The 24,866-nt window shown below is 43.1% G+C and carries 15 protein-coding genes; all 15 read left to right on the forward strand.

All coding sequences use genetic code 11. The features are described from left to right. The first annotated feature begins 487 nt into the window (after window positions 1-487). Window positions 488-2,140 (forward strand): hypothetical protein, encoded by a 1,653-nt coding sequence (locus Q0081_RS22070; RefSeq protein ID WP_298358648.1) that lies wholly within the window; start codon window positions 488-490, stop codon window positions 2,138-2,140. Between the two features lie 174 nt (window positions 2,141-2,314). Then, window positions 2,315-2,845 carry a DinB family protein gene (locus Q0081_RS22075; RefSeq protein WP_298358651.1) on the forward strand — a complete coding sequence of 177 codons (531 nt, stop codon included), beginning with the start codon at window positions 2,315-2,317 and terminating at the stop codon, window positions 2,843-2,845. Between the two features lie 36 nt (window positions 2,846-2,881). After that, the gene (locus Q0081_RS22080) at window positions 2,882-3,640 is read left to right on the forward strand and encodes a type III pantothenate kinase (RefSeq protein ID WP_298358654.1); all 759 of its coding nucleotides are present in this window, start codon (window positions 2,882-2,884) and stop codon (window positions 3,638-3,640) included. Next, window positions 3,633-4,901, forward strand: coding sequence for an OmpP1/FadL family transporter (locus Q0081_RS22085; protein WP_298358656.1), 1,269 nt, complete (start codon window positions 3,633-3,635; stop codon window positions 4,899-4,901). Before Q0081_RS22080 ends, Q0081_RS22085 begins: the two co-directional genes overlap by 8 nt. A 108-nt stretch (window positions 4,902-5,009) precedes the next feature. Continuing rightward, window positions 5,010-5,678 carry an LPS export ABC transporter periplasmic protein LptC gene (lptC, locus tag Q0081_RS22090; RefSeq protein WP_298358659.1) on the forward strand — a complete coding sequence of 223 codons (669 nt, stop codon included), beginning with the start codon at window positions 5,010-5,012 and terminating at the stop codon, window positions 5,676-5,678. A 124-nt stretch (window positions 5,679-5,802) separates the two neighbouring features. Beyond that, window positions 5,803-6,534, forward strand: coding sequence for an RNA polymerase sigma-70 factor (locus tag Q0081_RS22095; protein WP_298358662.1), 732 nt, complete (start codon window positions 5,803-5,805; stop codon window positions 6,532-6,534). Next, window positions 6,531-7,532, forward strand: a complete 1,002-nt coding sequence (locus Q0081_RS22100; protein WP_298358665.1) for a FecR family protein — start codon at window positions 6,531-6,533, stop codon at window positions 7,530-7,532. The genes Q0081_RS22095 and Q0081_RS22100 overlap by 4 nt, the downstream gene beginning before the upstream one ends. 23 nt (window positions 7,533-7,555) lie before the next feature. Next, complete coding sequence (locus Q0081_RS22105; RefSeq protein WP_298358667.1) at window positions 7,556-10,957, forward strand: TonB-dependent receptor; 3,402 nt, start codon at window positions 7,556-7,558, stop codon at window positions 10,955-10,957. 20 nt (window positions 10,958-10,977) lie between these two features. Beyond that, a complete protein-coding gene (locus Q0081_RS22110; protein ID WP_298358670.1) occupies window positions 10,978-12,840 on the forward strand; it encodes a RagB/SusD family nutrient uptake outer membrane protein in 1,863 nt (620 codons plus the stop codon). Window positions 12,841-12,940: 100 nt separating this feature from the next. After that, on the forward strand, window positions 12,941-14,305 hold the full coding sequence (locus Q0081_RS22115; protein WP_298358673.1) for a DUF1080 domain-containing protein: 1,365 nt from the start codon (window positions 12,941-12,943) through the stop codon (window positions 14,303-14,305). Window positions 14,306-14,446: 141 nt separating this feature from the next. Then, window positions 14,447-16,153 carry a hypothetical protein gene (locus Q0081_RS22120; protein ID WP_298358676.1) on the forward strand — a complete coding sequence of 569 codons (1,707 nt, stop codon included), beginning with the start codon at window positions 14,447-14,449 and terminating at the stop codon, window positions 16,151-16,153. Between the two features lie 10 nt (window positions 16,154-16,163). Next, window positions 16,164-17,702 (forward strand): hypothetical protein, encoded by a 1,539-nt coding sequence (locus Q0081_RS22125; protein ID WP_298358679.1) that lies wholly within the window; start codon window positions 16,164-16,166, stop codon window positions 17,700-17,702. 44 nt (window positions 17,703-17,746) lie between these two features. Next, window positions 17,747-20,059 carry a c-type cytochrome gene (locus tag Q0081_RS22130; RefSeq protein WP_298358682.1) on the forward strand — a complete coding sequence of 771 codons (2,313 nt, stop codon included), beginning with the start codon at window positions 17,747-17,749 and terminating at the stop codon, window positions 20,057-20,059. Window positions 20,060-20,072: 13 nt separating this feature from the next. Beyond that, window positions 20,073-22,358, forward strand: coding sequence for a GH92 family glycosyl hydrolase (locus Q0081_RS22135; protein WP_298358739.1), 2,286 nt, complete (start codon window positions 20,073-20,075; stop codon window positions 22,356-22,358). 31 nt (window positions 22,359-22,389) lie between these two features. Beyond that, complete coding sequence (locus Q0081_RS22140) at window positions 22,390-24,771, forward strand: GH92 family glycosyl hydrolase (RefSeq protein ID WP_298358685.1); 2,382 nt, start codon at window positions 22,390-22,392, stop codon at window positions 24,769-24,771. Window positions 24,772-24,866 lie beyond the last annotated feature (95 nt).

Raw genomic sequence — 24,866 nt, forward strand, 5'->3', positions numbered from 1 at the left:
CCATTCCGGATGGTTTTCCTTAAATTTGTTCAATAAGTGAGCGTACATTTTGCGTTGTTTTGGTTGCACAACAACAACACTTCTTTTACCTCACTTATTCATTGTGTACCGTATTATAGATGAAGATAATAAGTTTTTACTTATAAGCTCGGTCCTAAAATCGGGGTACATTATAGTAAAAAGAAAATCACGTCGGTCAATACATTGGGGTGATTGATAGACATCGCTTCTGAATTGGTTTTTCATTTACGGTATCCCCAAACCGAATCCATTTGTTTCTTCAACAAGTAGAAGTTGACCGAATCATCCAAAGGCTATCATTCGGATACTTTTTCCCTAACCCAAGTCAGATACAATTTTTCTTTTATCGGATAATCATGGGCTCAAACCTATTTAGCCGATTTTGTTATAACTTTACTCAAAAAGTAATGTTCAGGCAATCGCACTGACTTTTCTAAAATTAATGACGACTAAGCTATCTCTTATTATGAAGCATCAACTCCTGATATTCCTCTTTTTAATCGGTACATTGGTGATCCAAGCGCAGGATAAGGGCCCGCTTGAAAATGTAGTAATCACCTCCCAAAAGGAAAAAACCCGGGTGTATACCAATGAAAACGGAGACTTGCAGGTAAACGTCTCCCCCAAAAATGTCGTTAAATTTAAAGCCGCCGGATGGGTTCGGTACAGTGACTTTGGCGCCCGAGGTGATGGCAAAGCCGATGATATAGATGCTATTGCTGCCACCCATGCATTTGCCAACCTGCATGGCCTTTTGGTGAAAGCCGACGAGGGAGTCACCTACTACATTGGAGGCAAAGAGCGTACTGCGGTCATCCAGACTGACACTGATTTCGGCACGGCATCCTTCATTATTGACGATTCCGATGTACAAAATCGGAATGCTTCTGTGTTCACGGTAAGTTCAGACCTCAAGTCGTTTAAACTGGAATCAATAGTTTCCTTGAAGAGGAATCAGAAGAAAATCGACGTGCCTTTGCCCGGACCCTGTTTAATCACAGTTACGAATGCTAACGTGAAGCAATACATCCGATTTGGTCTCAATCAAAACAATGGGTCTTCGCAGACCGATATCTTTGTCGTTGACAAAAACGGAAATGTAGATATGAATGCCCCAATCATCTGGGATTTTGACCAAATCACAGACATCACCGCTCTGCCCATAGATCAGACTCCAATGAAAATCACCGGAGGCCGTTTTACCACTATTGCCAATAAAGCCGAATCAAAGTATACCTATTATAACCGAAACATTGCCATCAGACGGTCCAATGTGCTTATAGAAGGACTCCAACATCACATCAAGGGAGAGGAAGACCACGGTGCACCTTACGGAGGCTTCATCAATATCGGTGAGTGCTCGTACGTAACCGTAAAAAATACCATCCTAACTGGACACCGGACTTACAGCACCATTGGCGCGGCAGGTAAGCCTGTTACCATGGGTACTTACGACCTTTCTGTCAACCGTGCGCTTAATGTATCCTTTGTGAATTGCAGCCAGACCAATGATATAAATGACAATACCTACTGGGGCATTCTGGGCTCCAATTTCTGTAAAAATCTTCTTTATGATCATTGTACCCTTTCTCGGTTTGATGCTCATCAAGGCGTTGCCAATGCCACCATCCGTAACTCGACCTTGGGACACATGGGCATCAATGCCATTGGCAGCGGGGTCTTACTGGTGGAAAATTCCACGATTCGCGGCAGGAGCATTGTGAACCTGCGCCCCGACTACGGGAGTACTTGGCAGGGAGAGCTGATTATCCGTAACTGTGTTTTTGTGCCAGCAGACGGAAAACCAATCAGCGCGGCCCTGATAAGCGGTTCCTATTCCAGTCAACATGATTTCGGCTACACTTGCTATATGCCCGAACGAATCACCATTGAAAATCTTCGTATCGACGACTCCCGACATCCTGAAAATTATCAGGGGCCTGCCATTTTCTCAAATTTTAATCCGGAAATGACGGACAATTCCTACCGCGAAAAATTTCCCTATTTCGTAACGAAAGAGGTCATTCTCAAGAATATAACAACCGGCAGTGGAAAAACACTGAGAATCAGCGATAATTCGTTCATGTTTCGGGATGTAAAGGTTAATGCTGGTCAATGATGTTTAAGAGTCAAAATAAAAGCACCGAAATAATACCACTTCCCTATCTGCCCAAAAAGCGATAGAACATGAGTGAAAAGGCAAGGGGGCTAGGCGCAAAAATGCAACTCAGCAAGAGGATTAATAATTCTCGAATCATCAAAAAACAACTTTCATTACTAAAACCCATTTACAATGAAACCTTTCTACTTGCTTTTTAGTCTTTTAATTGGGCAAAACACGTTTGCTCAAAATCCATTTGTCAAGGATGCTCTCAGCAAGTGGAAAAGCATGAAAAGCTATACACTTGCCGTAGCAGAAGCCATGCCCGAAGAAAAGTATGCTTACAAGCCCACTCCCGAAGAAATGACGTTTGGTTTCCAATTTGTCCACATGGCTGGTAAAATGTATTTTCTTTCGGCCAAACTCATCAGAGGTATTGACACTCCCATTGACATAAATGCTCTGTTAGCCAAAGCCACAGAAGGGAAAATGTCAAAAAAAGAAATTGTTGAGTTGCTATCCAACGCTTTCGACTACGCCGAAGCAACTATTGCCCAAATGACCGACAAAACGTTGGAAGAAGAATTGGATTATTGGGGAGGTCATTCGACCAAACGAAAAATTGTCTTTTTGCTCAATGACCACCAAACCCACCACCGTGGCCAATTGATTGTCTATCTGAGGTTAAACGGTATCAAGCCACCTACTTATATTGGCTGGTAGTGAGTTTTTATTTATACTTCTCAAACCTCTATACTTGTGAATGCAGCCATTGATTTAGGAAATACATTTGCCAAAATTGGCTATTTTGAAAAGGAAACACTCATCGAAGCCCGCTATAAAATTCCGTTGGAAGAATTAGCGGAAGTATTGACTCAGCAATTGCCGGAGCAAGCGATTTTGTCGTCTACGAGTCAGGATACGCAGCCTTATGCCGATTTGCTGCAAAAGTCAGGAGTCCGCGTTGTTCAGCTTTCGCCGTCACTTCCCCTGCCGATTGGTAAAGAATATGATACTCCTCAAACCCTCGGGGCTGACCGTTTGGCGGCGGCGGCAGGAGCAAAATCGCTGTTTCCCGAAGCCAATTGCCTGGTCATTGACATGGGTACGTGTGTTACCTACGATTGGGTAAGTGCCGATGCGATTTTTCAGGGCGGAATAATTTCTCCGGGGCTTCGTATGCGATTTCAAGCCATGCACGCGTTTACTAAAAGGTTACCCTTGATTGATGTTGAGACGCAATATATTCGGTCCGCCGATGCGGTGTCTTTACCTCTGATTGGGAAAAGCACCCGAGCTGCCATGCAGAGCGGAGCATTCAATGGTTTGCTGGCAGAAATGGATGGTTTTATTGAGCGCTATAAGCGAGAAGGGGGTGAATGTCAGGTGCTTTTATGCGGGGGCGATGCCCCTTTGTTTGAAAATAGCCTCAAAAATTGCATCTTTGCGGCACCAAATCTGGTTTTGGTAGGTCTGAATCGAATTTTACAATATAATGTTAATTTACAAAATGCGTAAGCTTTTCTGGTGGAGTTGGGTAGTCGTTCTGTTTTTTCTTCAAACAAAAATTTTCGCCCAGGGATTAGGCAACTCTCCTTATTCGGCCATTGGACTTGGTGAATTGTTAAGTTCCGCGTATTCGCCAAACAATGGAATGGGAGATGCAGGGGTGAGCAGTGCCAACCCACTTTATATAAACGCATTGAATCCGGCATTGTTGGCCCGCAACCGTTATACCATGTTTGACGTGGGGGTTATCGGTCAATACAAAGGATTACAGGATTCCAAACAAAATCAGCGTGATTTCGGTGGTAACTTAGGATATTTGGCATTGTCGTTTCCGGTAGCACCCAAGTGGTCGACTGGGATTAGCCTTAAACCTTACAGTTTTGTCAATTATCAACAAAACTCTTACAGTCGTATCGGGACTTCTATTTACGAAGCCCAATATGTGTACAGTGGTAAAGGCGGTTTGAACCAAATCAATTTTACCAATGGATTTCAAGTAACAAAAAGCCTGAGTTTAGGTGTTGACCTTGCCTATTTATTCGGCAACTTCAACCGAAGCGTAACCTCACAATTACGCATTGGTGATGGCCGCGATTACATTGTCAGTCGCGATGACCGCTTGAATTTGGGCGGAGTCAAATTGAAGGCGGGAGCAGCTTGGAAGCAAAAATTGAAAGGGGATCATTACCTTAATTTTGGCGCTACCTACAATTTACCGACTTCGTTGTCTACCACACGAAATACCACTGTCGAAGTATTGAACAGTGCCGGTTCGCCCGTGACCAACCCGGATACAGTCACACAAACAAATTTGCACGTAAAACTTCCTGCCACCTGGCGAATAGGAATGAGTTATGAGTTCCAATACCGACTGATGATATCGGCTGATTATGAACGTCAAAACTGGTCAGAGTACGTAGGGGTTTCAAATACTAATGAAAACATGCGGAATAGTCAGAGTTACCATTTTGGATTGGAATACATGCCTAAATACAACTCCACTAAATACCGGGATTTGGTGCTGTATCGAGCAGGATTTACCTACAAACAAACTCCTTTGGTGATTGGCACGAAGCCCGTAGATGACATAAGTGTGTCGTTGGGTATGTCGCTTCCCGTGGGGCGTGGTCTTGTTAATCTAATCAATTTCTCTTTCATTGCGGGTCAACGGGGAAGTGTTTCATCCCAAACTTTTCGTGAGCGATACGGAAGAGTGGTGGTCGGATTTTCTCTGAAAGACGAATGGTTCAGGAAGTTTAAAGTGGATTAGTAGAGTTGAATCAAATGTATTTGTTTGTTAAAAAAGATTAAAAACGGAATACAAGGGCTTTATTATCAGCATATTTGTATGCAAGCATACGATTAACTGCTAAGAAAAATGAAAAAAAATCCCTTAAAAAAACAATTGTTTTTGGAAAAGATTCTAAAACCCCTTAATTTTACAACCAAGATGTTAAGGTGGGTTAATACAACATCTGCAAAGATGCAAATGGGAGATAAATTTTTATCTCCTATTTGTTTTTTACTCCTCTCCCTTTTTTTTGTTGCCTGTCAGGAAGAAAAGAGCAATCAAAAATTTATTCCCTACAAAGGTCCCTTAGAAGAAGCTGAAAACATTGAAGTGCTCTACAGCGAGTCCGGAATGCTGAAAGTACGCATGAAAACGGCCAAACAAATCAAGTTGGGCTCCGAAGATAAAGTCTTTCCAAAGACCGTTTTTGTTGATTTTTTCGCTCCAACAGGGCAAGTTACCACAACCCTGCAATCGGATTCCGGGCGGTATGAATACCATACGGGGCTTTATAAAGTGAAGGGGAATGTGAAGGTGATTAATACCGCTAAACAGGAGCGCCTGCTTACGGATGAGTTGACTTGGAATCCACAAACCCAAAAGGTGTATACCGATAAACGTGTAGTAGTGGAAAATCAAGTGACGGGCGAGCGTCTCAACGGATTGGGATTAGATGCCAATCAGGACTTTACTCAATATAGCATTCGCAAACCTACGGGCTTTTTCAATGCCCCTGCGGGAATGACTCCCAACTGAGTTTTTTACGTTATTATCACTATCTAAAGATTTATTTTAAAATAATCATAAAATAGGCAAGGGTAAACGGGGGTGAAAACACTCTTAGTAATTAAACGTCTGTTATCGCACGACTATTTACCCTATGCCCTTTATGGATGCCAATGAGTTAAATTACCTCCAACCGGAAGAGAACCATCGTTTAGGTCCTAAATTGGAGGACGGTACTCCCGGCATTATTGATGCGGAGCTCTTTATAAAACGTGCCTTTGAGACAAATAACGAAAAGGGATATGAATTGCTTTTTAAGCGATACTATCAGCCCCTTTGCAGTCATGCAGTCCGTTTTGTTTACTCGAAGGAGGTGGCAGAAGACTTGGTAATGGAAGTCTTCAGTCAATTTTGGCAAAAGCAACTGCACCAAATCGTTACTACTTCCTACCGCGCTTATTTGTTTACCACCGTTCGCCATGCGGCCTATGCCTATCTCCGCACAGAATTCAGCCGTGAAAAGCCGACAGAATTTCCTGCGGATACTGATTCGGTGAACGCCCCGGTAACCCCTCAACAATTGCTTCAGTTTGATGAATTGTACATAAGAATTGAAGAAATCATTCGTTCCACATCCCCTCAAAGTCAAAAAGTGTTTGTAATGAGCCGGTTTGAAGGAAAAAAGAATGCAGCTATTGCCGAGGAGCTGCATCTTTCAACCAAAACGGTTGAAGGACACATTACAAAAGTTCTTTCCCTGTTGCGACAGTCATTGCGTAATTATGGGCTGGTTACCACGGTATTAGTCAGCACATTTTTGAGTCAGGGACAAGGATTTTGCGCTATTTTTTCTCTTTTCTTAACAGCAATCTATCCACACTTATGAGCCGGAACATATACAAACAAATGCTGCAATCGCTGTTTGAGGGGCGAGCGACGCCTTTACAAAAAACGTTGATTGCCGATTGGTTGTCCGACCCAAATCATCAGGAACTTTATTTTCAATGGCTGGAAGAATGGGAACGGCAAAACCCACAATTGATTGTGGATGCGGATGTAGCTTACCTGCGTTTACCGAGTCAGAACGATTCAGAGGAGGTAGCAGTCATTCCAGTACATCCCTTGCCAAACCGATTGAATTTCTTTTGGGGATTAGTAGCTTCGTTACTTTTATTGATGACCACTGCATACCTCCTGCGTGATTCTATCCTGTATTTACACTACAAGACTACGAATGGAGAGTTGAGCACCATACATTTATCGGATGGAAGCCGAGTCATTCTAAACGCCAACTCTACTTTAAAAGTACCCAGATTTGGCTATTTTCAGAATGCCCGCGAAGTGTTTTTGACGGGAGAGGCTGAATTTTCGGTTCAGCATTTGCCTGACCATCGTCGGTTTATCGTTCGTACTCCTGATCAGTTGGAAGTATTGGTGTTGGGTACTGAGTTTATGGTTTATAGCCGAGCACGAGGCAGTAAAGTCGTGCTGAACAAAGGAAAAGTGCAGCTTCGTTCTCTCAAAAATCAGGAAATTAAACCCTTGGTCATTACATCCGGTGATGTAGTAACGATTTCCACTCAGGGACGTCTTACGTTGAGGCATAACCAACTTACTGCGATTTATGCCGGTTGGAAAGAACATCGTTTCACGTTTGAAAATACATCGGTTTCAGAAATAGCGTATCAATTGACCGAGCAATTTGGCGTACACATCGTCATTGGTGATTCTTTACTCGCCAAACGAACATTGGGCGGTACTTTCAAAGCCACTACGGCCGAAGACCTGCTTCAAGTGATGGCCGAAATGCTGGATGTGAAAATTACCCGAAGTGCTCCTTCCGAAAACAATCCACTAACCTATACTTTAACGTATTCAAATTAGATTTTAAAACCCCTTTATTGATTATGAATCGATCTATACGCATTCCTGTTCTGCTACTGAGCATCGTTGCGTGGCTACTCACTGCGCCACGACTTTCGGCCCAATTGCTGGCATTTAATCAACAGTCAGCCCCCAATTTGGATGTGCCCATGCAATCCAATAAAGTTTCTTTGCGAGATGCGCTGCTTCAATTTAAAAAACAGCAGGGCATTGATATTTTGTTTGAAGAAAAATTGCTCGAAGGTATTACCGTAACCGCCAGCCAGCTCAAAACTGCCAATAACGTGGAACGGAGTTTGACGCCTGTGTTGAAACCCTACGGGCTGCGCCTGAAAAAGGTAAGTAAAGATACTTTCGTGATTGTTGCCGCAAAGGAAACTCCGAAAGTTACGTCGGTGGAAACTACATCTCCCGTTTTGCCTACGGCCGCAATGGTCAATCGCCCAAACGATCTTACGGCGCACCTTTCAAGAGCAAGCACGTTGGCCACCATCAATGAAGCTCTTGATAAGACTATTTCTGGGACCGTCACAAGTGAGTCTGGCGAGCGTTTGCCAGGGGTAAACGTGGTTATTAAAGGCACACAGCGCGGTACAGCTACTGACCAAAACGGCAGCTTTCGCATAGAGGTCTCTAATGAAAACAGCGTATTGATTTTCAGCTTTATCGGTTATGTAAAGCAGGAGGTCATTGTGGGAAACCGCACCGCCGTCAATATTTCATTGAAGCAGGATGATTTGGCTTTGAATGAGGTAGTTGTGGTGGGGTATGGTGAACAGAAAAAGAGCGATTTGACTGGTGCAGTAGCTTCTGTGCAATCAAAAGATATCATCAGAGCAAACCCTACGCTTGCGGCAAAAGCAATCCAAGGGCAGGTAGCAGGGGCAACGGTCACTAAATCTGATAACCGTCCGGGGAGTGGTTATAACATTACGATTCGCGGCGAAAATACAATCAATAACTCAACGGCTCCTTTGGTCGTGATTGATGGGTTGATGGGGGGAGATATCAACAACCTTAACCCCAATGATATTCAGTCGATGGACGTTTTGAAAGATGCGTCGTCAACGGCTATTTATGGAGCGAGAGGAGCGAACGGGGTGATTATCATTACCACTAAAAAGGGAATCTCAGGTAAACCTCGCGTGAGTTACGATGCGTACGTGGGTGTAAAAACGCCCGCACACGTTCCGAAATTGATGAGCAGCGAGCAGTTTTACAAAGCCACTTATACGGATAGAATCCTGGAAGGCTCAACGGGTAGCACGTTTACCGCGGCTGAATTGGACAATATCAAAAATAACAGAACGACGGATTGGGTAGATTTAATTACCAAACCGGGGATTCAGACAAGCCAAAATATAAGCGTTTCGGGCGGTACTGAAAAAACAACCTATCGGTTTTCGGGCGGTTTTTTGAATGAGGATGGCAACGTATTGAGTACCAATTACAAACGATATAACATGAATGCCGGCCTTGACAGTAAATTGGGCGAGCATTTCAAGGTTGGATTTACTTCGTATGTGACGTACTCCAACCAAAATTTGGGTTCACAGGAATCATTGAGAGGCGCGTATCGGGCAAGACCCACGGGAGTAGCCTACTATGCAGATTTGGCTAACCCCTCTGAAAATCAGGATTTGAACGTCAATGGGATTGCCTTCTGGATGGGAATAAACGACAAGCAGGTACCCAATCCATTGCTTGATGTGGACCCTAAACAATCTAAATTACAAACCACTACGGCCAACATCATGGGCAATGCCTACGTTGAATACTCACCCATCAAAGGGTTGAGCATTCGTTCGTCACTTTCGGCTACGTATGGTTCTACTCGGGTAGGCGATTTTAGAGGTATGTGGACTAAAGCGCAGATTGGTGCCAAACCAAGAACTCAATTTGATAACCGTACGATAGGAAGTTATACCCTCGATAACATCATTAACTACAATATTGATTTAGGAAAGCATAAAATCAATTTGACAGGTTTGCAAAGTGCGTTCTATCAGCGTAATGAAGCCTATACAGTAGCCGCCAAAGACCTGCCTTTTGATTCGTATTGGTATGCCTTGAATACCGGTACCATTACAAGTTTTGGAAGTTCATTGGTAGAGCGTTCGCTATCCTCTTTTATGGGAAGAGCCAACTATACATTTAACGACAAATATTTATTGACCGTAACGGGCCGTTCCGACGGAGCCTCTCAATTGGCAGACGGTAACAAATGGGCGTTTTTCCCATCGTTAGCTTTGGCGTGGCGATTGGGTGATGAGTCATTTATAAGAAACATAAAAGCCATCTCAAATCTTAAATTGAGAGCAAGTTATGGGGAAGTGGGCAACTCAACGGTCAATCCGTACAGTACACAGGCAGGCTTGTTGAACACTGGTTATGATTTTGACGGAACGGCCGCTTACGGTTTTGCGCCATCAAACTTGGGTAATAAAGATTTGCGTTGGGAAAGAAGTAAAGAATTTAACTTTGGTTTGGATTATGGTTTCTTAGAAAACCGCATTTCTGGAACCATTGAGTTGTATGATAGAAAAACGGTTGACTTGATTTTGAACCAGAAAATTCCAACGGCTTCTGGCTTCTCGCAAGTGACGTCAAACGTTGGTAAAATTCAGAATAAAGGAATTGAGATTTTACTGAACACTGTCAACTTTGCGACCAAAGACTTTAGCTGGAACACGACGATTACTTTCACCAAAAACAAAAACAAATTGCTTGAATTGTACGGCGACGGTCAAACCGTTGACAAGGGCAATAAACTATTTGTAGGCTATCCGATCAAAGCCAATTTTGATTACAAATTTGATGGTATCTGGCAAACAGCTGATAAAGATTTGGCGACCAAATACAAGCAGGTACCGGGCTCGGTTCGGGTAGTGGATGCTAATAATGACGGTGTGATTTCATCGACAGAAGGTATTGATGACCGCATGTACTTAGGAACCCAACTTCCCAATTTCCTAATGGGGATGACCAACCGTTTCAAATACAAAGAGTTTGATTTTTCATTCTTTACCTATTATCGCAACGGAACCCAGTATAACAACAATACGTTGTCGGGTACATTTGGTGACATGGGAACTCGCTATAACAAATTAGCTTCATTGGATTACTGGCGCAGCGACAATCCTTCCAATACCTATTATGGTGTAGTGGCAGCCAACCCTTATAGAAATGCTATCAACTACCAAACCGCGAGTTTTTTGAGAATCTCGGATATTACCTTAGGATATAGTTTGCCAAAAGGAGTAATGAACCGTATGAAACTCTACAATGCTCGGGTGTACGGACAGGTGATTAACCCTATTATTAAATCAAAATTCACAGGATTTGACCCGGAATTCAATTCAGCGATTTATCAGGATGATGTTCCATCAATGACGATTAGTTTGGGGCTGAATGTTAGTTTTTAATACCTTTAATCTGAGAAAAAATGAAATTACTTCTTAAAAAACAATATAACCTCTTGATTGCACTTGGCTTACTGCTCGTGTCAACAAGTTGCAAAGACGAATTTTTAGTTGAAACCCCCGTTTCTACCTTAACGACCGACGTTTATTACAAAACAGAAGCCGGTTTTGAAGATTTAGTACGCTCGTGTTATCCACTGTTGAGAAACATTCATCAAAACAGGGTTTTGGTGTTAAATGGAACCGATATTTTTGCCTCGCAAAGCGGTTGGAATCCTTCAGCAGTTAATGGGAAAGAAAATACACCGAGTCAGATAGACGTGTATGACGCTCGTTTTAATGCGACGCTGGCAGAACTTCAAAGCCTTTGGCAACTTTTGTACGCTGAAATAGCCAGAACAAATACAGCCATTACCCGTTCTGAAGGTATCACCACCATGGCGGCGGCATTGAAAGATACGAGAGTTTCAGAAGCGAAATTTTTGCGGGCTTTGAGCCTGTTTTACGCCGTACAGCAATGGGGCGATATTCCAATGCCTTTGAAAGAAGTAACTACGCCGAGCAAAGACTTCCCGAGAGTAGCTTCGGCAGAAGTGTATAAACAAATCATTGCTGATTTGCTGGATTGTGAAGCGAAATTGCCCGTGGCCGCTTCTAATTACGGACGTATTACTAAAGGAGCTGCCCACTTTTTGTTGTCAAGGGTTTACTTAACCAGAGGCTGGAACTTCAACAATGCCTTGGGCGGTACCGCCGCTGATTTTGATTTGGCACTTCAATATGCCGACAAAGTCATTGATACCTATCCATTGGCGACTAATTATAAAGATTTGTTCCCAACTCGTTCCAACAATCCGTTGACCCAATACACTGGCGCTCAGAATGACAAGAATGCCGAAATCGTCTTTGCGGTTCAATACAATTCGGATGTACTGACCAACAAGACCGACGCAGCTTTCAGTCCGGATCCGGCAGGTGGAAATGATTTGCACTCCAAATTCGGCCCAAGCGGGGAAGGTTTTATCGGAAGCAAAGGCAGAACAACCGACTATAATCGCTGTTTAGGTGTGCATCAGGTGACACCCGCCGGCTATCGTTTCTTTGATCCGGACAATGATACTCGTTATGCGCACAATTTTGTAAACGTTGGGTATGCGTTGGCGGCAGTAAAAGACTACAAACCCCTTCCATTGTCCAATGCCAACCTGAAAATTAACTTTGCAGTGGGCGATACTGTATTGGTTTGTCGGCCTTGGAATAAACCCGCCACTACGCTTGCGGAAAGAGGTATTGATTTAGGCGGTAAGAAAAATTACGCAGTGGTCAATACCGACGAGTACGGCGGTGGCTATCCCATTGATAACTCCGGATTGAACATTCAGCCGCCGTTGATGTGGAAATTCTGGCAGCCGGGTATTCCTTACGGAGACGCCTTTGGTACGTTTAACGAATGTATCTTCAGAGCGGCAGAAGCCTATCTGATTGCCGCAGAAGCGATTGTAAAAGGGGCAAAAAATGGTAAATTAGGCGGAGCAGAGGTTTATTACAACAAAGTGTTGGATCGCGCTTTGGGTGCTAAAAAAGGAACTGACCCTAAATGTGCAGCCGCGCCCGAAGATCAAAAATCATTGGCTACTGCCTCCTACAGAGCCACTGCTGCCAATATCACCGTCGACTTGATTTTGGACGAAAGAGCCAGAGAATTGATGGGTGAATACAGCCGATGGTTTGATTTGAAACGTACCAGCAAATTGGTGGAGCGTGTTAAAAAATACAACCCTTGGGTGAAAGGACAGTCCATTTCTGCGATTCACAATTTGAGACCTATCCCTCAGTCTGAGTTGGATTTGTCGTTCCCTAAGATGGCTCAAAATCCCGGGTATTAAAAAGTAATGCATTCCCTGAAAAAGAGAAGAAGAAGCCATTTTTCTTCTCTTTTTTTTAACTCTTTTGCGTCTTCCTCCCCAATTTTTATTCAAAAACACAATGAAATCCCTTCATTTACTTTGTGCAATTACCCTTCTTTCCTTCAACTCCTTAGCTCAATGGAAAGACCTTTTTAATGGAAAAGATTTGAACGGTTGGGTAAAGAAAAACGGCAATGCCGAATACAAAATCGTCAATAACACCATTGTAGGCGTTTCACAACTCAATACTCCCAATTCGTTTCTATGTACCGAGCAGATCTACGGTGATTTTGTGTTGGAACTGGAATTAAAAGTAGAGGCGGGGCTAAACTCAGGCATCCAAATCAGAAGCATCAGCGACCCCGCGGTCATGGCTGGAAAAGTACACGGCTATCAGGTGGAAATCGACCCGGGCGATCGGGCTTGGTCGGGTGGGATTTTCGACGAAGGACGTAACGGTTGGTTGTATCCGTTGTCCGTAAATCCCAAAGGCCAAAAGGCATTTAAGATGGGTCAATGGAATAAATACCACATCGAAGCGATTGGTAACAACATTAAAACGTGGATAAACGGCATTCCGTGTACCAATCTTTTGGATCCTCAAACCGCTCGCGGGTTTATTGCTTTGCAAGTACATCAAATCAAGAGAGAGGAGCAGGTAGGGCTGACGGTTCAATGGAAAAATATTAGAATTGCGACCGACAACTTGAAAGATGTCGTTATTAAAGGAGGCGAAGAAGCACCCGAAGTAAACTATTTAATCAATCAATTGTCTGAAAATGAAGCAAGAAAGGGCTGGCGCTTACTTTGGGATGGCAAAACCACGAATGGCTGGCGTTTGGCCAATGATGATAAATTTCCAACGGTGGGTTGGGCCATTCAGGATGGAGTGTTGAAAGTATTGGGTACGAAAAAAGATACGTTGGTAAAAAGCGGTGACATTATTACCGACAAAGAATTTTCCAACTTTGAACTCGAAATGGATTTTAAAGTAACCACCGGTGCAAACAGCGGATTGAAGTATTTTGTGGTGGAAGACCGTAAAAAAAGAGCAGGTACGGGTTTGGGTCCTGAATTTCAAATCCTTGACGATAAAGTACATCCCGATGCCAAAGAAGGCGTAGGGGGCAATCGAACTACGGGGTCGTTGTATGACTTGATTACGGCCGAAAACCTATCGGAAGGCAGTAAAGACAAACGCATGAATCCCCCGGGAAAATGGAATAAATTACGATTGGTGGTGAAAGACGGTCACGTAGAGCATTGGCTCAACAACCTCAAAATGGTGGAATACGACCGTTATTCGCAGATATTCCGCAATCTCGTGGCCAAAAGTAAATATACTACCTATCCGAATTTTGCACAGGCTCCCTCAGGACATATTCTATTGCAGGACCACGGCGACGAGGTACATTTCCGAAGTATAAAAATTAGGGAGTTTTAAGAATACGATGTCCAATGCGGCAATCAGCGATGGATTAATTGCTTGGGAAAAGAGTAGAAGAGTGATTTTTTTGCTCTTTTTCCAATACCTTTTTTGCCGTGTTCAATTTTTTAAACTACCCCTTAAAACCACTCATTTCGAATGAATAGAAGAACTTTTGTCACCACAGGGGTTAGCACACTCTGTGCCATGCCGGTATTGGGATTTCAACTTTTTGAAAAATATACTACTGCCAAACCCGCCTGGTTGTTGGAGTGGATTAAAATCTATGACCAAAATGTGCCCAATTACAAACCGCTGAAGGTTACGGATATCAACCACAGGTATGTGGGCGGTTACATGAATGACGTGGAAATTCCCAATCCTCATTCTACTGCGGGCATTATTGCGGCTTCCTGTATGCTAATGTCCTGCCCCGAATCGGCATATTATCAATCAAAAGAATTACTCAAAGAAGTGGAATCTGCGGCGTGGTGTATGCTCAAATTTCAGCATACCGACGGTACCATTGATTTATTAGATACCAATTTTCACTCGACGCCCGACACGGGTTTTATTTTGGAAAATATCGTTCCTGCGTATAAATTTTTGAAACTGGCCAACGTCAAAGGCTCGGAAACGACGCTTAAGCTGTTAAAAACGTTTCTAAAAAATGCCGGCGAAGCACTCACCGTGGGAGGAATTCATACTCCCAATCACCGTTGGGTGGTATCGGCGGCGCTGACTAAATTGAATGAATTATTTCCCGACCCCCGCTACGTCAATCGCATTGAACAGTGGTTGGCCGAACACATTGATATTGATGCCGATGGACAGTACAACGAGAAAAGTACTAACAGTTATTCGCCGATTGTCAATCGGTCGCTCATCATCATTGCCAAAGGATTGAACAAACCGGAGTTATTGGAACCGGTTCGCAAAAACCTGATGATGACGTTTTACTACGTCCATCCCAACGGAGAAGTGGTGACCGAAGCCTCCAATCGACAGGACAAAGGCACGATTGGCAACATGGCTAAGTATTATTATTGCTATCGTTACATGGCGCTGTTGGACAACAACGGCGAAATGGCCGCGATGTGCCGCCTGATTGAAAATACAAGTACCAAGAATCAATTAGCTGGGTATCTGGATTATTTTTTGGAGGACCCCAACCTTTGGAAAGAATTGCCCGCGAGCAAAGCCTTGCCAACCAACTACGCCAAGGCGTTTCCGTATTCGGGCGTAGTGCGGATTCGGCGGGAAAATTGGGACGCCACTATTTTGTCTAATAATGCGAGCTGGCTCACTTTTCACAAAGGCAATGCCATTTTACAAGCGATGCGGGTAGCGGCATCTTTCTTCGGGAAAGGGCAGTTTGACTCCGTAAAGATTGAGCAGCAGGGAAATGTATGGGTATTGCAGAAATCGCTCGAAGGGCCTTATTATCAACCGATTGCTAAAGAGCAAATCGTTGCCGACGGTGATTGGGACAAAATGCCGAGGGCGAATCGTCCGCAGAGTGAAATTCAAAAAATGGAAACCATCGTAAAAATCAGCGAAGTCAATAATGGATTGCAAATAGACATTGACATGAGCGGAACGGAAGGTGTTCCTGTCTCTTTTGAGTTGATATTTCGGGCGGGAGGTACCTTTTCGGGCGTAACCAAACATCCCAAAAAAGACAATGCCTATCTCTTAACAAGTGAATCAGGTTCGTATACGGTCAATACAGATACCATTCAATTTAGCCCCGGAAAAGCCGAACACAAAGGGAGCCAATTGAGAGGGGCGTTGCCAGCAATGGATGCCCCAACGGTTTACCTTACCGGTTTTACCCCTTTTAAACATACGATTACGTTGAAGTAATTCACCCCTCATGGTAAAAAATCCGATTTTAGTATTCTTGTTTCTTATTTGTATTGGCTTTGCTCGAACAAGTCAGGCGGATGAATTATATCAAAAACACTTTGAATACAAGACGTTAAGTCCACTTCAAAAACAAATATTCGACGAATTTATTGAAGAAGAACTTCCGAAAGGTTCAGCGTTGGTATTGGATGAAAAAGCAGGGGCCAGAAACAAAATGCGCTTGGCTTGTGCCTTGTTTTACCGAAACCAAGCGGGAGATGTTCAAAAGGCAGTACGCATCATTCAATGGATTTTTACGCTTCAAAATGTAGACGAAAAAAGTAAGAATTACGCAGTTTGGCGCGGAGACAGCAAACCTACCGAAAATTATGACCAAAATATGCGTGAATTTATTGGTACTGATTTGATTACCGTTTACCATAAATACCGCGAAAAACTGCCGAATAATGTTAAAAAAGAGTTGGAAACGTGCTTGATTCGGACGGCAAAAGGCGCTTTAATGCGAGATGTAAATCCTGATTACAACAACATTTCTATCATGAGTTCTTTTATGATGGAATACATCGGAACTGCCTTTGCCATTCCTGAACTCAAAGAAGCAGGAATTGCGAAAGCAAAAGCCATTTATACAAATTTTCAGCAATACCATACCTTATGCGAATACAATACGCCCACGTACTACGGGGTTGATTTTGTGGGACTTGCGCTCTGGCGAGAATTGTCTTTTTCAAACGAAATGAAGGAGATGAGCAAAGTGCTGGAAAAAGAGCTATGGCTGGATGTAGCTGCTTTTTACAACGCCAACCTGCAAAATATGTGCGGACCGTATTTGAGAAGTTATGGGATTGACATGAAAAAATACAATGCCATTGTTGGTACTTGGATTGCCGCCGCGGTTGATAATCCTCGGATTGCCAACTTGCCTGATAAACACGGCGTTCATGACGAATGTAATTTCATCGTTCCCATCGTGGAATTGGGCATTTCGATGCCAGTCCAAGCCCTTGCTCAATTTAATAAATTTGATTCGCCAAGATTCATTACCCGCACTACCTCCAATTATTACGAAGGCGATAGATTGAAACGAGTGACGGCTTACATTCAAAAAGACTGGATGATGGGCGGATTGTGGGGGAATAGAAAAGTGTCGCACATTTTAAAAACGGGCACCATGCACTGGAAATGTGCCAACGGTGATATCGGTTGGTTGTTTGTGCCCGGTGAGGGAAAGACAAATGTCAAAGTGGATGAAAAACGAATGGAAATTTACCTGGCCGACACCCTTGCCACGACTTTTCAAATTTTTGTTTACGCTAAAAACGTTACCTCCGAAAATTTCAAAGACCATTTATGGCAATTACCCAATATGAATTTGGGCATTAAAAGTGAACTGTCAAAGGTGAACGCAGCTGTTTTGTCCAAAGAATTAATTGATTCAGAAGGAGTTGGTACAAAAGACTATCCTTTCGTTATCAATGTAGAATATACCGTACCACCTCATTGGAACATCAAAAATCCACTGGTAACCATTACTCCCAATTATTGAAACATCATTTGTTTGAAATATTTTGAATCCTTACCAAAACCAACATGAAACGCATTTATCTAAAATACAGTGTATTAGCTTTTGCGGTCGTCATTTATGCCTGCTCGGTGAAAGTTGCCCAAAAAGGCACGACAACGAATACGTCAGTGGTTGCTGCTTCGAGCAATGTACCTACTGCGGAACTCAAAGCGGAGACTAAAAAAGACACGGTTCCGTCGCTTGGCGAATTTTCCTTAGTCCCCCTTACGCCTGAGCAAAGCCTGAAAAAATTTATCCTCCCAGAAGGGTACCATTTGGAATTGGTGGCCAGTGAACCCATGATAACGGAGCCCGTCGCCATTGCTTGGGACGGGAATGCCAAAATGTACGTGGCCCAAATGGAAACCTATACGCAAGACGCCGACGGCACGGGCACAAAAGACCCAAAAAGCCGAGTAATGCTGTTGGAAGATACGGACAATGACGGTAAAATGGACAAGAGCTCGGTCTTTATTAAAGATTTGATTTTGCCCCGCATGATTCTTTGCGTCAATCATGAGTTGCTGGTCAATGAAACCGATACTTATGATATTTTCAGCTATAAAGACACCAACGGCGACGGTATTGCCGATGCAAAAAAGCCCGTTTATACCGTAGGAAAAGTAGCCCCCGGCAACTTGGAGCATCAGCGAAGCGGATTAATTTGGAACCTTGATAATTACATTTACCAGACGGTTGACCCCATTCGTTTTCGGTACGTAAATGGTGTACTTCAGCCCGATTCACTGCACAGCGGTTCCAATGGACAATGGGGATTAACTTCAGACAATTACGGTCGTTTATTTTATAGCCGAGGTGGGGGCGAAAATGCCGGTTCAGGTTTTCAGATCAACCCAAAATATGGTCAATTGGAATTTGCCGATGCCTACAGCGAAGAAAAATTCAGCCCTGTTTGGTCAAAGATTCAAAATCCTGATGTGCAGGGTGGTTTACCAAGAGTACGTTCCGACAGCACCTTAAATCATTTTACTTCTGCCAATGGGCAATCCATCTTTAGAGGAGATCGCCTTCCCGCCGATCTGGTCGGCGATTATATTATCAATGAACCTGTTGCCCGTATCATCAGACGCGCAAAAGTCATTAACCGAGAAGGAAAAACGTACCTTGAAAACGTATACGATCACAAAGAATTTATCGCTAGTACCGATACCTATTTCCGACCGGTGAATACCTACACTGGGCCTGACGGATTGCTGTATATTGTGGATATGAGCCGAGGGATTATTCAGGAATCCAATTGGACGCAGAAGGGCAGCTACCTGCGTGGGAAAATTGATTATTACGGATTAGCAAAAGTAAATCAACGCGGACGGATTTGGCGATTGGTGCACGACGGTTATAAAGCAGGGCCGAAACCTACGATGCTGGATGTGCCGGCAAGCAGTTTGGTGAAATACTTAGACCATCCCAACGGTTGGTGGCGCGACAATGCACAAAAACAAATCATCATTTTGGGCGATAAATCAGTAGTGGCTGAATTAAAGTCCATGGCAACCGGTCAAAAAGGAGTGTCAGCTTTAGGACGGCTACATGCTTTGTGGACCCTCGAAGGACTCAATGAAATCAACAAAGAAACATTAACTACAGCTCTGAAAGATACGGACCCCCAAATCAGACGGGCTGCTATTTGGATGAGCGAACTGTATATCAAAAAGAATGATAACCAATGGATTGAGCAGCTTGGTCACTTAATGACGGACGAGAATTTTGATGTTAAAACACAGCTTCTTTTGTCCTTTGGGGCAAGTAAAAATGAATTGGCTAAGAAGATTGTGCAGGACATTTTAGCCCAAAATCCGAATAACCAAATGCTGGCAAGTGTAAAAAAGAGCACGGATAGAAACGAAGATGCCAAAATATACGGTGCCAAATTGGCAGGCTTTACCCCGGTCGAAAGAAAACTGATTTTGGGTGGCGGAGAAATCTATAAAGGGATGTGCTCACCTTGTCACGGGGGCGACGGCAAAGGACTCCCCACCAATGCGGCTCCTCCGTTGAGAGGTGCCAGACACGTCAACGCCGATAAAGAAATTGCCATTCGGATTTTGTTGCACGGGTTGAAGGGACCCATTGAAGGGAAAACCTATCCGAGCGAAATGGCTTCGATGAAAGATAATTCTGATGAATGGATTGCCTCGGTCTTGAGTTATGTTCGCTATGAATTTGTGGGAACGTCGTTACGTGCGGCCAAAGGTCGGCAATCGGCGGTAGTGCAGCCTTCCGATGTAAAAGCGCTGCGTGATAAGTATTCAAAAGTAAAAACGGCCTGGACGATTGACGCGTTTGATGACCTGTTTGCCCCCACCATCAGAAATTGAAAAAGTCGGTATGATGATAAACCCTTTACGTTCGACAGTCGTACTTTTAGTATCCTTGCTTGGCAGTGTTTTTTCGGCAGTAGGTCAATCTGATTTTAAGCCCGAAGAATTGGTCAATCCGCTGATGGGAACCGATTCTAAGATGACGTTCTCCAATGGGAATACCTATCCGGCCATTGCACTGCCTTGGGGAATGAACTTCTGGACGCCACAAACCAACACGAACGCAAACGGCTGGCAATACCAATACACTGCTGAAAAAATCAGAGGTTTCAAACAAACTCACCAACCATCACCTTGGATTGGTGATTATGGACAATTTTCGATTTTGCCCATGACGGGCAAAATGCAAATCAACGAAGAGAAGCGAGCCAGTACCTTTTCGCACAAAGCCGAAGTGGCTCATCCGTATTATTACAGTGTTTATTTGTCTGATTATAACGTGCTTACTGAAATAGCCCCGACCGAAAGGTCTGCCTACTTTCAGTTTACATTTCCAAGGTCAGACAGTTCATATCTATTGGTGGATGCCTATGACAGAGGGTCTTACGTAAAAATAATTCCCGAACAAAACAAGATTGTAGGGTATTCAACGCGCAATAGAGGGGGAGTGCCCGCGAATTTCAAAAACTATTTTGTCATTCAATTAGACAAATCGTTTCAATGGACATTCACCACAAAAGACAGCATTGTGTCGGCCTTTGACAAAGAAGCCACTGGTTTTCATGCCCAAGCGGTGATTGGTTTTAAAACAGTAGGCGGTGAAAAAATAAACGTCCGGGTTGCGTCTTCCTTTATCTCGTTAGAGCAGGCTGAATTGAATTTGAAAACAGAAATTGGTACTCAATCTTTTCTGGAAGTTAAGCAAAAAGCAAAAGCGATTTGGCACAAAGAGCTATCAAAAGTAAAAGTCGAGGGTGGGACAATGGATCAACTCAAAACTTTTTATTCGTGTCTCTATCGCATGATTTTGTTTCCGCGAAAACTGCACGAAATCAACGCCGAGAATCAAGTGGTGCATTACAGTCCTTTTAATGGAAACGTAGAGAAAGGGTTCATGTATACCGATACCGGTTTCTGGGATACTTTCAGGGCCTTATTTCCTTTTTTAAGTATTGTGTATCCCGAAACAGACGCCCAAATTATGGAAGGATTGACCAATACCTACAAAGAGAGCGGTTGGTTACCCGAATGGGCAAGTCCCGGTCATAAAAAAAGCATGATTGGCAGCAACTCCGCATCGGTTATTGCGGAGGCTTACTTAAAAGGAATTCGGGGCGGCGATATCGCTGTTTTGTACGAGGGGCTTTTGAAAAACTCCGAAAATGAAGGTCCTATCAATACACTGGGCAGGAATGGGGTAAAATCGTACAATACACTTGGTTATGTACCTGTAGATGAGACAGGTGGAAGCGTAGCCAAGACGTTGGAGTATGCTTACGATGACTTTTGTTTAGCCCAGTTGGCGAAGTCGTTGAAGAGACCCCAAGAAGAAATCGAACGATTTGTAAAACGGTCTCAAAACTACCGCAATGTGTTTGACCCGAACCTGAATCTAATGCGCGGCAAAAAGAAGGATGGTACATTTCAACGGGATTTCAATCCTTTTGCTTGGGGAAATGAATTTGTGGAAGGAAATAGCTGGCACTATAGCTGGTCGGTTTTTCACGACTTTCGGGGCCTTTATCAATTGATGGGCGGACGAAAAAAGATGGAAATCATGCTGGACAGTGTGTTTACATTGCCACCGATTGTCGAGTACAGTTACTACAAACGCATTATCCACGAAATGACCGAAATGCAGGTAATGAATATGGGCCAATATGCGCATGGCAATCAGCCGATTCAACACATGCTATATGTTTATAACTATTGCGGGGCACCTTGGAAAGCCCAAAGCCACGTGCGGGAGGCGCTAGATAAATTGTATAAACCAACTCCCGACGGGTACTGCGGCGACGAAGACAATGGACAAACGAGTGCGTGGTACGTATTTAGCGCATTGGGTTTTTATTCTGTTTGTCCGGGAAGTCAGGAGTATGTGATTGGCTCACCATTATTTGAAAAAGTAAGTTTACAATTGCCGCGTGGGAATCGGTTGGTAATCAATGCCGTCGGCAATAACGAGCAACGGGTGTATATACACTCGGCTGCTCTGAATGGGAAAAATTTAACGAAGAACTTTATCACTCATTCCGATCTGTTAAAAGGCGGAACGCTTACCTTTAAAATGAGCGAACAGCCTAATTTGAAGAGAGGAACAGAAGTGGAAGCAGAACCTTTTTCGGTTTCTAAATGAATTAAATGTCAAGAATAGCTTAACCTACAAAATGAAAAAATTACTCCTTTACTTTTCGTGCCTTTTCTGTTTTTATGTAATAGGGGGCAACCCGACTTTCGCCCAAAAAGCAAAAGTTGAACCTGTTGATTTAGTCTATCCTTTGGTCGATGCGGCCAATTCTCGATGGTTCTTTTTTAACTCTGCAACAAGACCATTTGGCATGGTCAATTTAAGTCCCGATAATGCCATTGAGGCTGACTGGAATGCAGGTTATCGTTATGAAAAAGATAGTATCAAATGTTTTAGTCATGTGCATGGATGGCAGTTATCAGGCATTCCTGTTCTGCCCACAACTGGTGATTTTAAAGGACATTTAGGCTCAAATATATACGGTTCAAAGTTTTCACATACAACCGAAACCATTAAGGCTGGCTATCATAAAGTTGTTTTAGATGCTTACGGAATTACAGCCGAATTGACCTCAACAACTCGTGTTGGTTTTCATAAATATACTTTTCCGAAATCAGCAAAAAGTCAAATCCTCTTCGATTTTTCTACTTTTCTTGGCCCTTCTGACACGCAAAAAGGATTTGTAAAAAAAGTAAGCAATCAAGAGATTGAAGGCTACGCAATTATGGCACCGACCGTTCGCCGACCAAAAACCTTGACTGTTTTCTTCGTAGCTCAATTCGATAAACCTTTTGATTCGTTTAAAGGCTGGCGAAAAGGACAATTAGAAGAAATAAATAATAGTATTGAAGGCGAAAAAGTTGGAGCGTATGTAAACTTTACAACACAAGCTGGCGAAGTTAGAAAAATGAAAGTGGCGATTTCGTATGTAAGTGAAGAACAAGCAAGATTGAATCTGACAAGTGAATTACCTTATTGGGATTTTGAAAAAGCGGTAAAAGATAGCAGAGAAGATTGGAACAAATGGCTGAGTAGAATCGAAATTGAAGGCGGAACTGATATTGAAAAAAGACGATTTTACACCGATTTATGGCATGCTTTGCAAGGAAGACGCATTATTTCGGACGTGAATGGCAAATATTCTGACATGACAGGCCCCGAACGCCTCATCAAGCAAATTCCGTTGGATTTCCAAGGCAAGCCCAAGTACAACCACCACAATTCAGATTCATTTTGGGGAGCTCAATGGACAATCAATACTCTCTGGCATTTGGTTTACCCCGAAGTTACCGAATCATTTGTCAATTCGATGGTGATGATGTATCAAGACGGCGGGCTCATTCCCCGTGGCCCTGCGGGTGGCAATTATACCTACGTGATGACAGGAGCAGCAACAACGCCTTTTATTGTCAGTGCATATCTAAAAGGCATCAAAGGTTTTAATATTGAAAAAGTCTATGAAGGCCTACGAAAAAATCATTTCCCAGGCGGAATGATGAGCAAAGCAGGCTACGAACACAACACTTTCAAAGGCGGTGGGATTGAATATTATTTAGAGCGTGGCTATGTGCCGCACCCTTTGAGCAAAACCAAATATGGTTTTCACCAAGACGGTTCTACCCAAACACTCGAATATGCCTATCAAGATTATACTTTGGCACAGATGGCTAAGAAACTGGGCAAAAAAGATGATTATGAGCTATTTATGAAACGTGCTACCAACTATAAAAACATTTGGAACGCTGACATTGGTTGGATGTGGAATAGAACTTTAGATGGAAAATGGGCAGAACCGGTTGACATTTTACGTTATGACAATGGTTGGGAAGAGGGCAATGCCGCCCAATATGTATGGTTTGTGCCGCACGATGTGCAGGGCTTGATAAATTTGATGGGAAGCAGAGAGGCATTTACGACTAAGCTAAATACTTCATTTGAAAAAGCCCAAACACATGATTTTGTTTCGGGAAAATCGCACTATAAAGAAACGTTGGAGGAATTACGTCGGGTTTATATCAATTATGGCAACCAGCCGAGCATTCAAACGGCCTTTTTGTTTAATTATGCGGGCTCTCCGTGGTTAACTCAATATTGGTCACGCCAAGTAATTGACAAAGTTTATAGCGGCATATCGCCTCAATTTGGTTACAGCGGCGACGAAGACCAAGGTCTAATGGGCAGTTTGTCTGTTTTAATGAAATCGGGTATTTTTTCTACGAATGGCGGCACTTCTCCTGAGCCATTTTACGAAATCAGTAGCCCAATTTTCAATAAAATAACCTTTCATCTAAACCCAAAATATTATTCGGGCAAAACATTTACGATTGAAGCAAAGAATAATTCTTCAAAAAACCTTTATATCCAATCAGCACAGCTGAATAGTCAAGCGTTAAATAAACCCTGGATTTTGCATGAAACCGTTGTGAAAGGCGGAAAATTGACCTTAAATATGGGCGAAAAACCCAATAAATCATGGGGAAGTAAACCAGAGCAAGCACCGCCTTCAATGACTGGAAAATAAATTTAACAGCAGTATTTTGAGTAAAAACTATGAGATGTTTTAAAAACTTTCGGCTCGTTTTATCTTCGTTACCTATCCTTTTCTCCTTGAATTGT

The sequence above is a fragment of the Runella sp. genome (assembly GCF_027484545.1).
Classification (GTDB): domain Bacteria; phylum Bacteroidota; class Bacteroidia; order Cytophagales; family Spirosomataceae; genus Runella.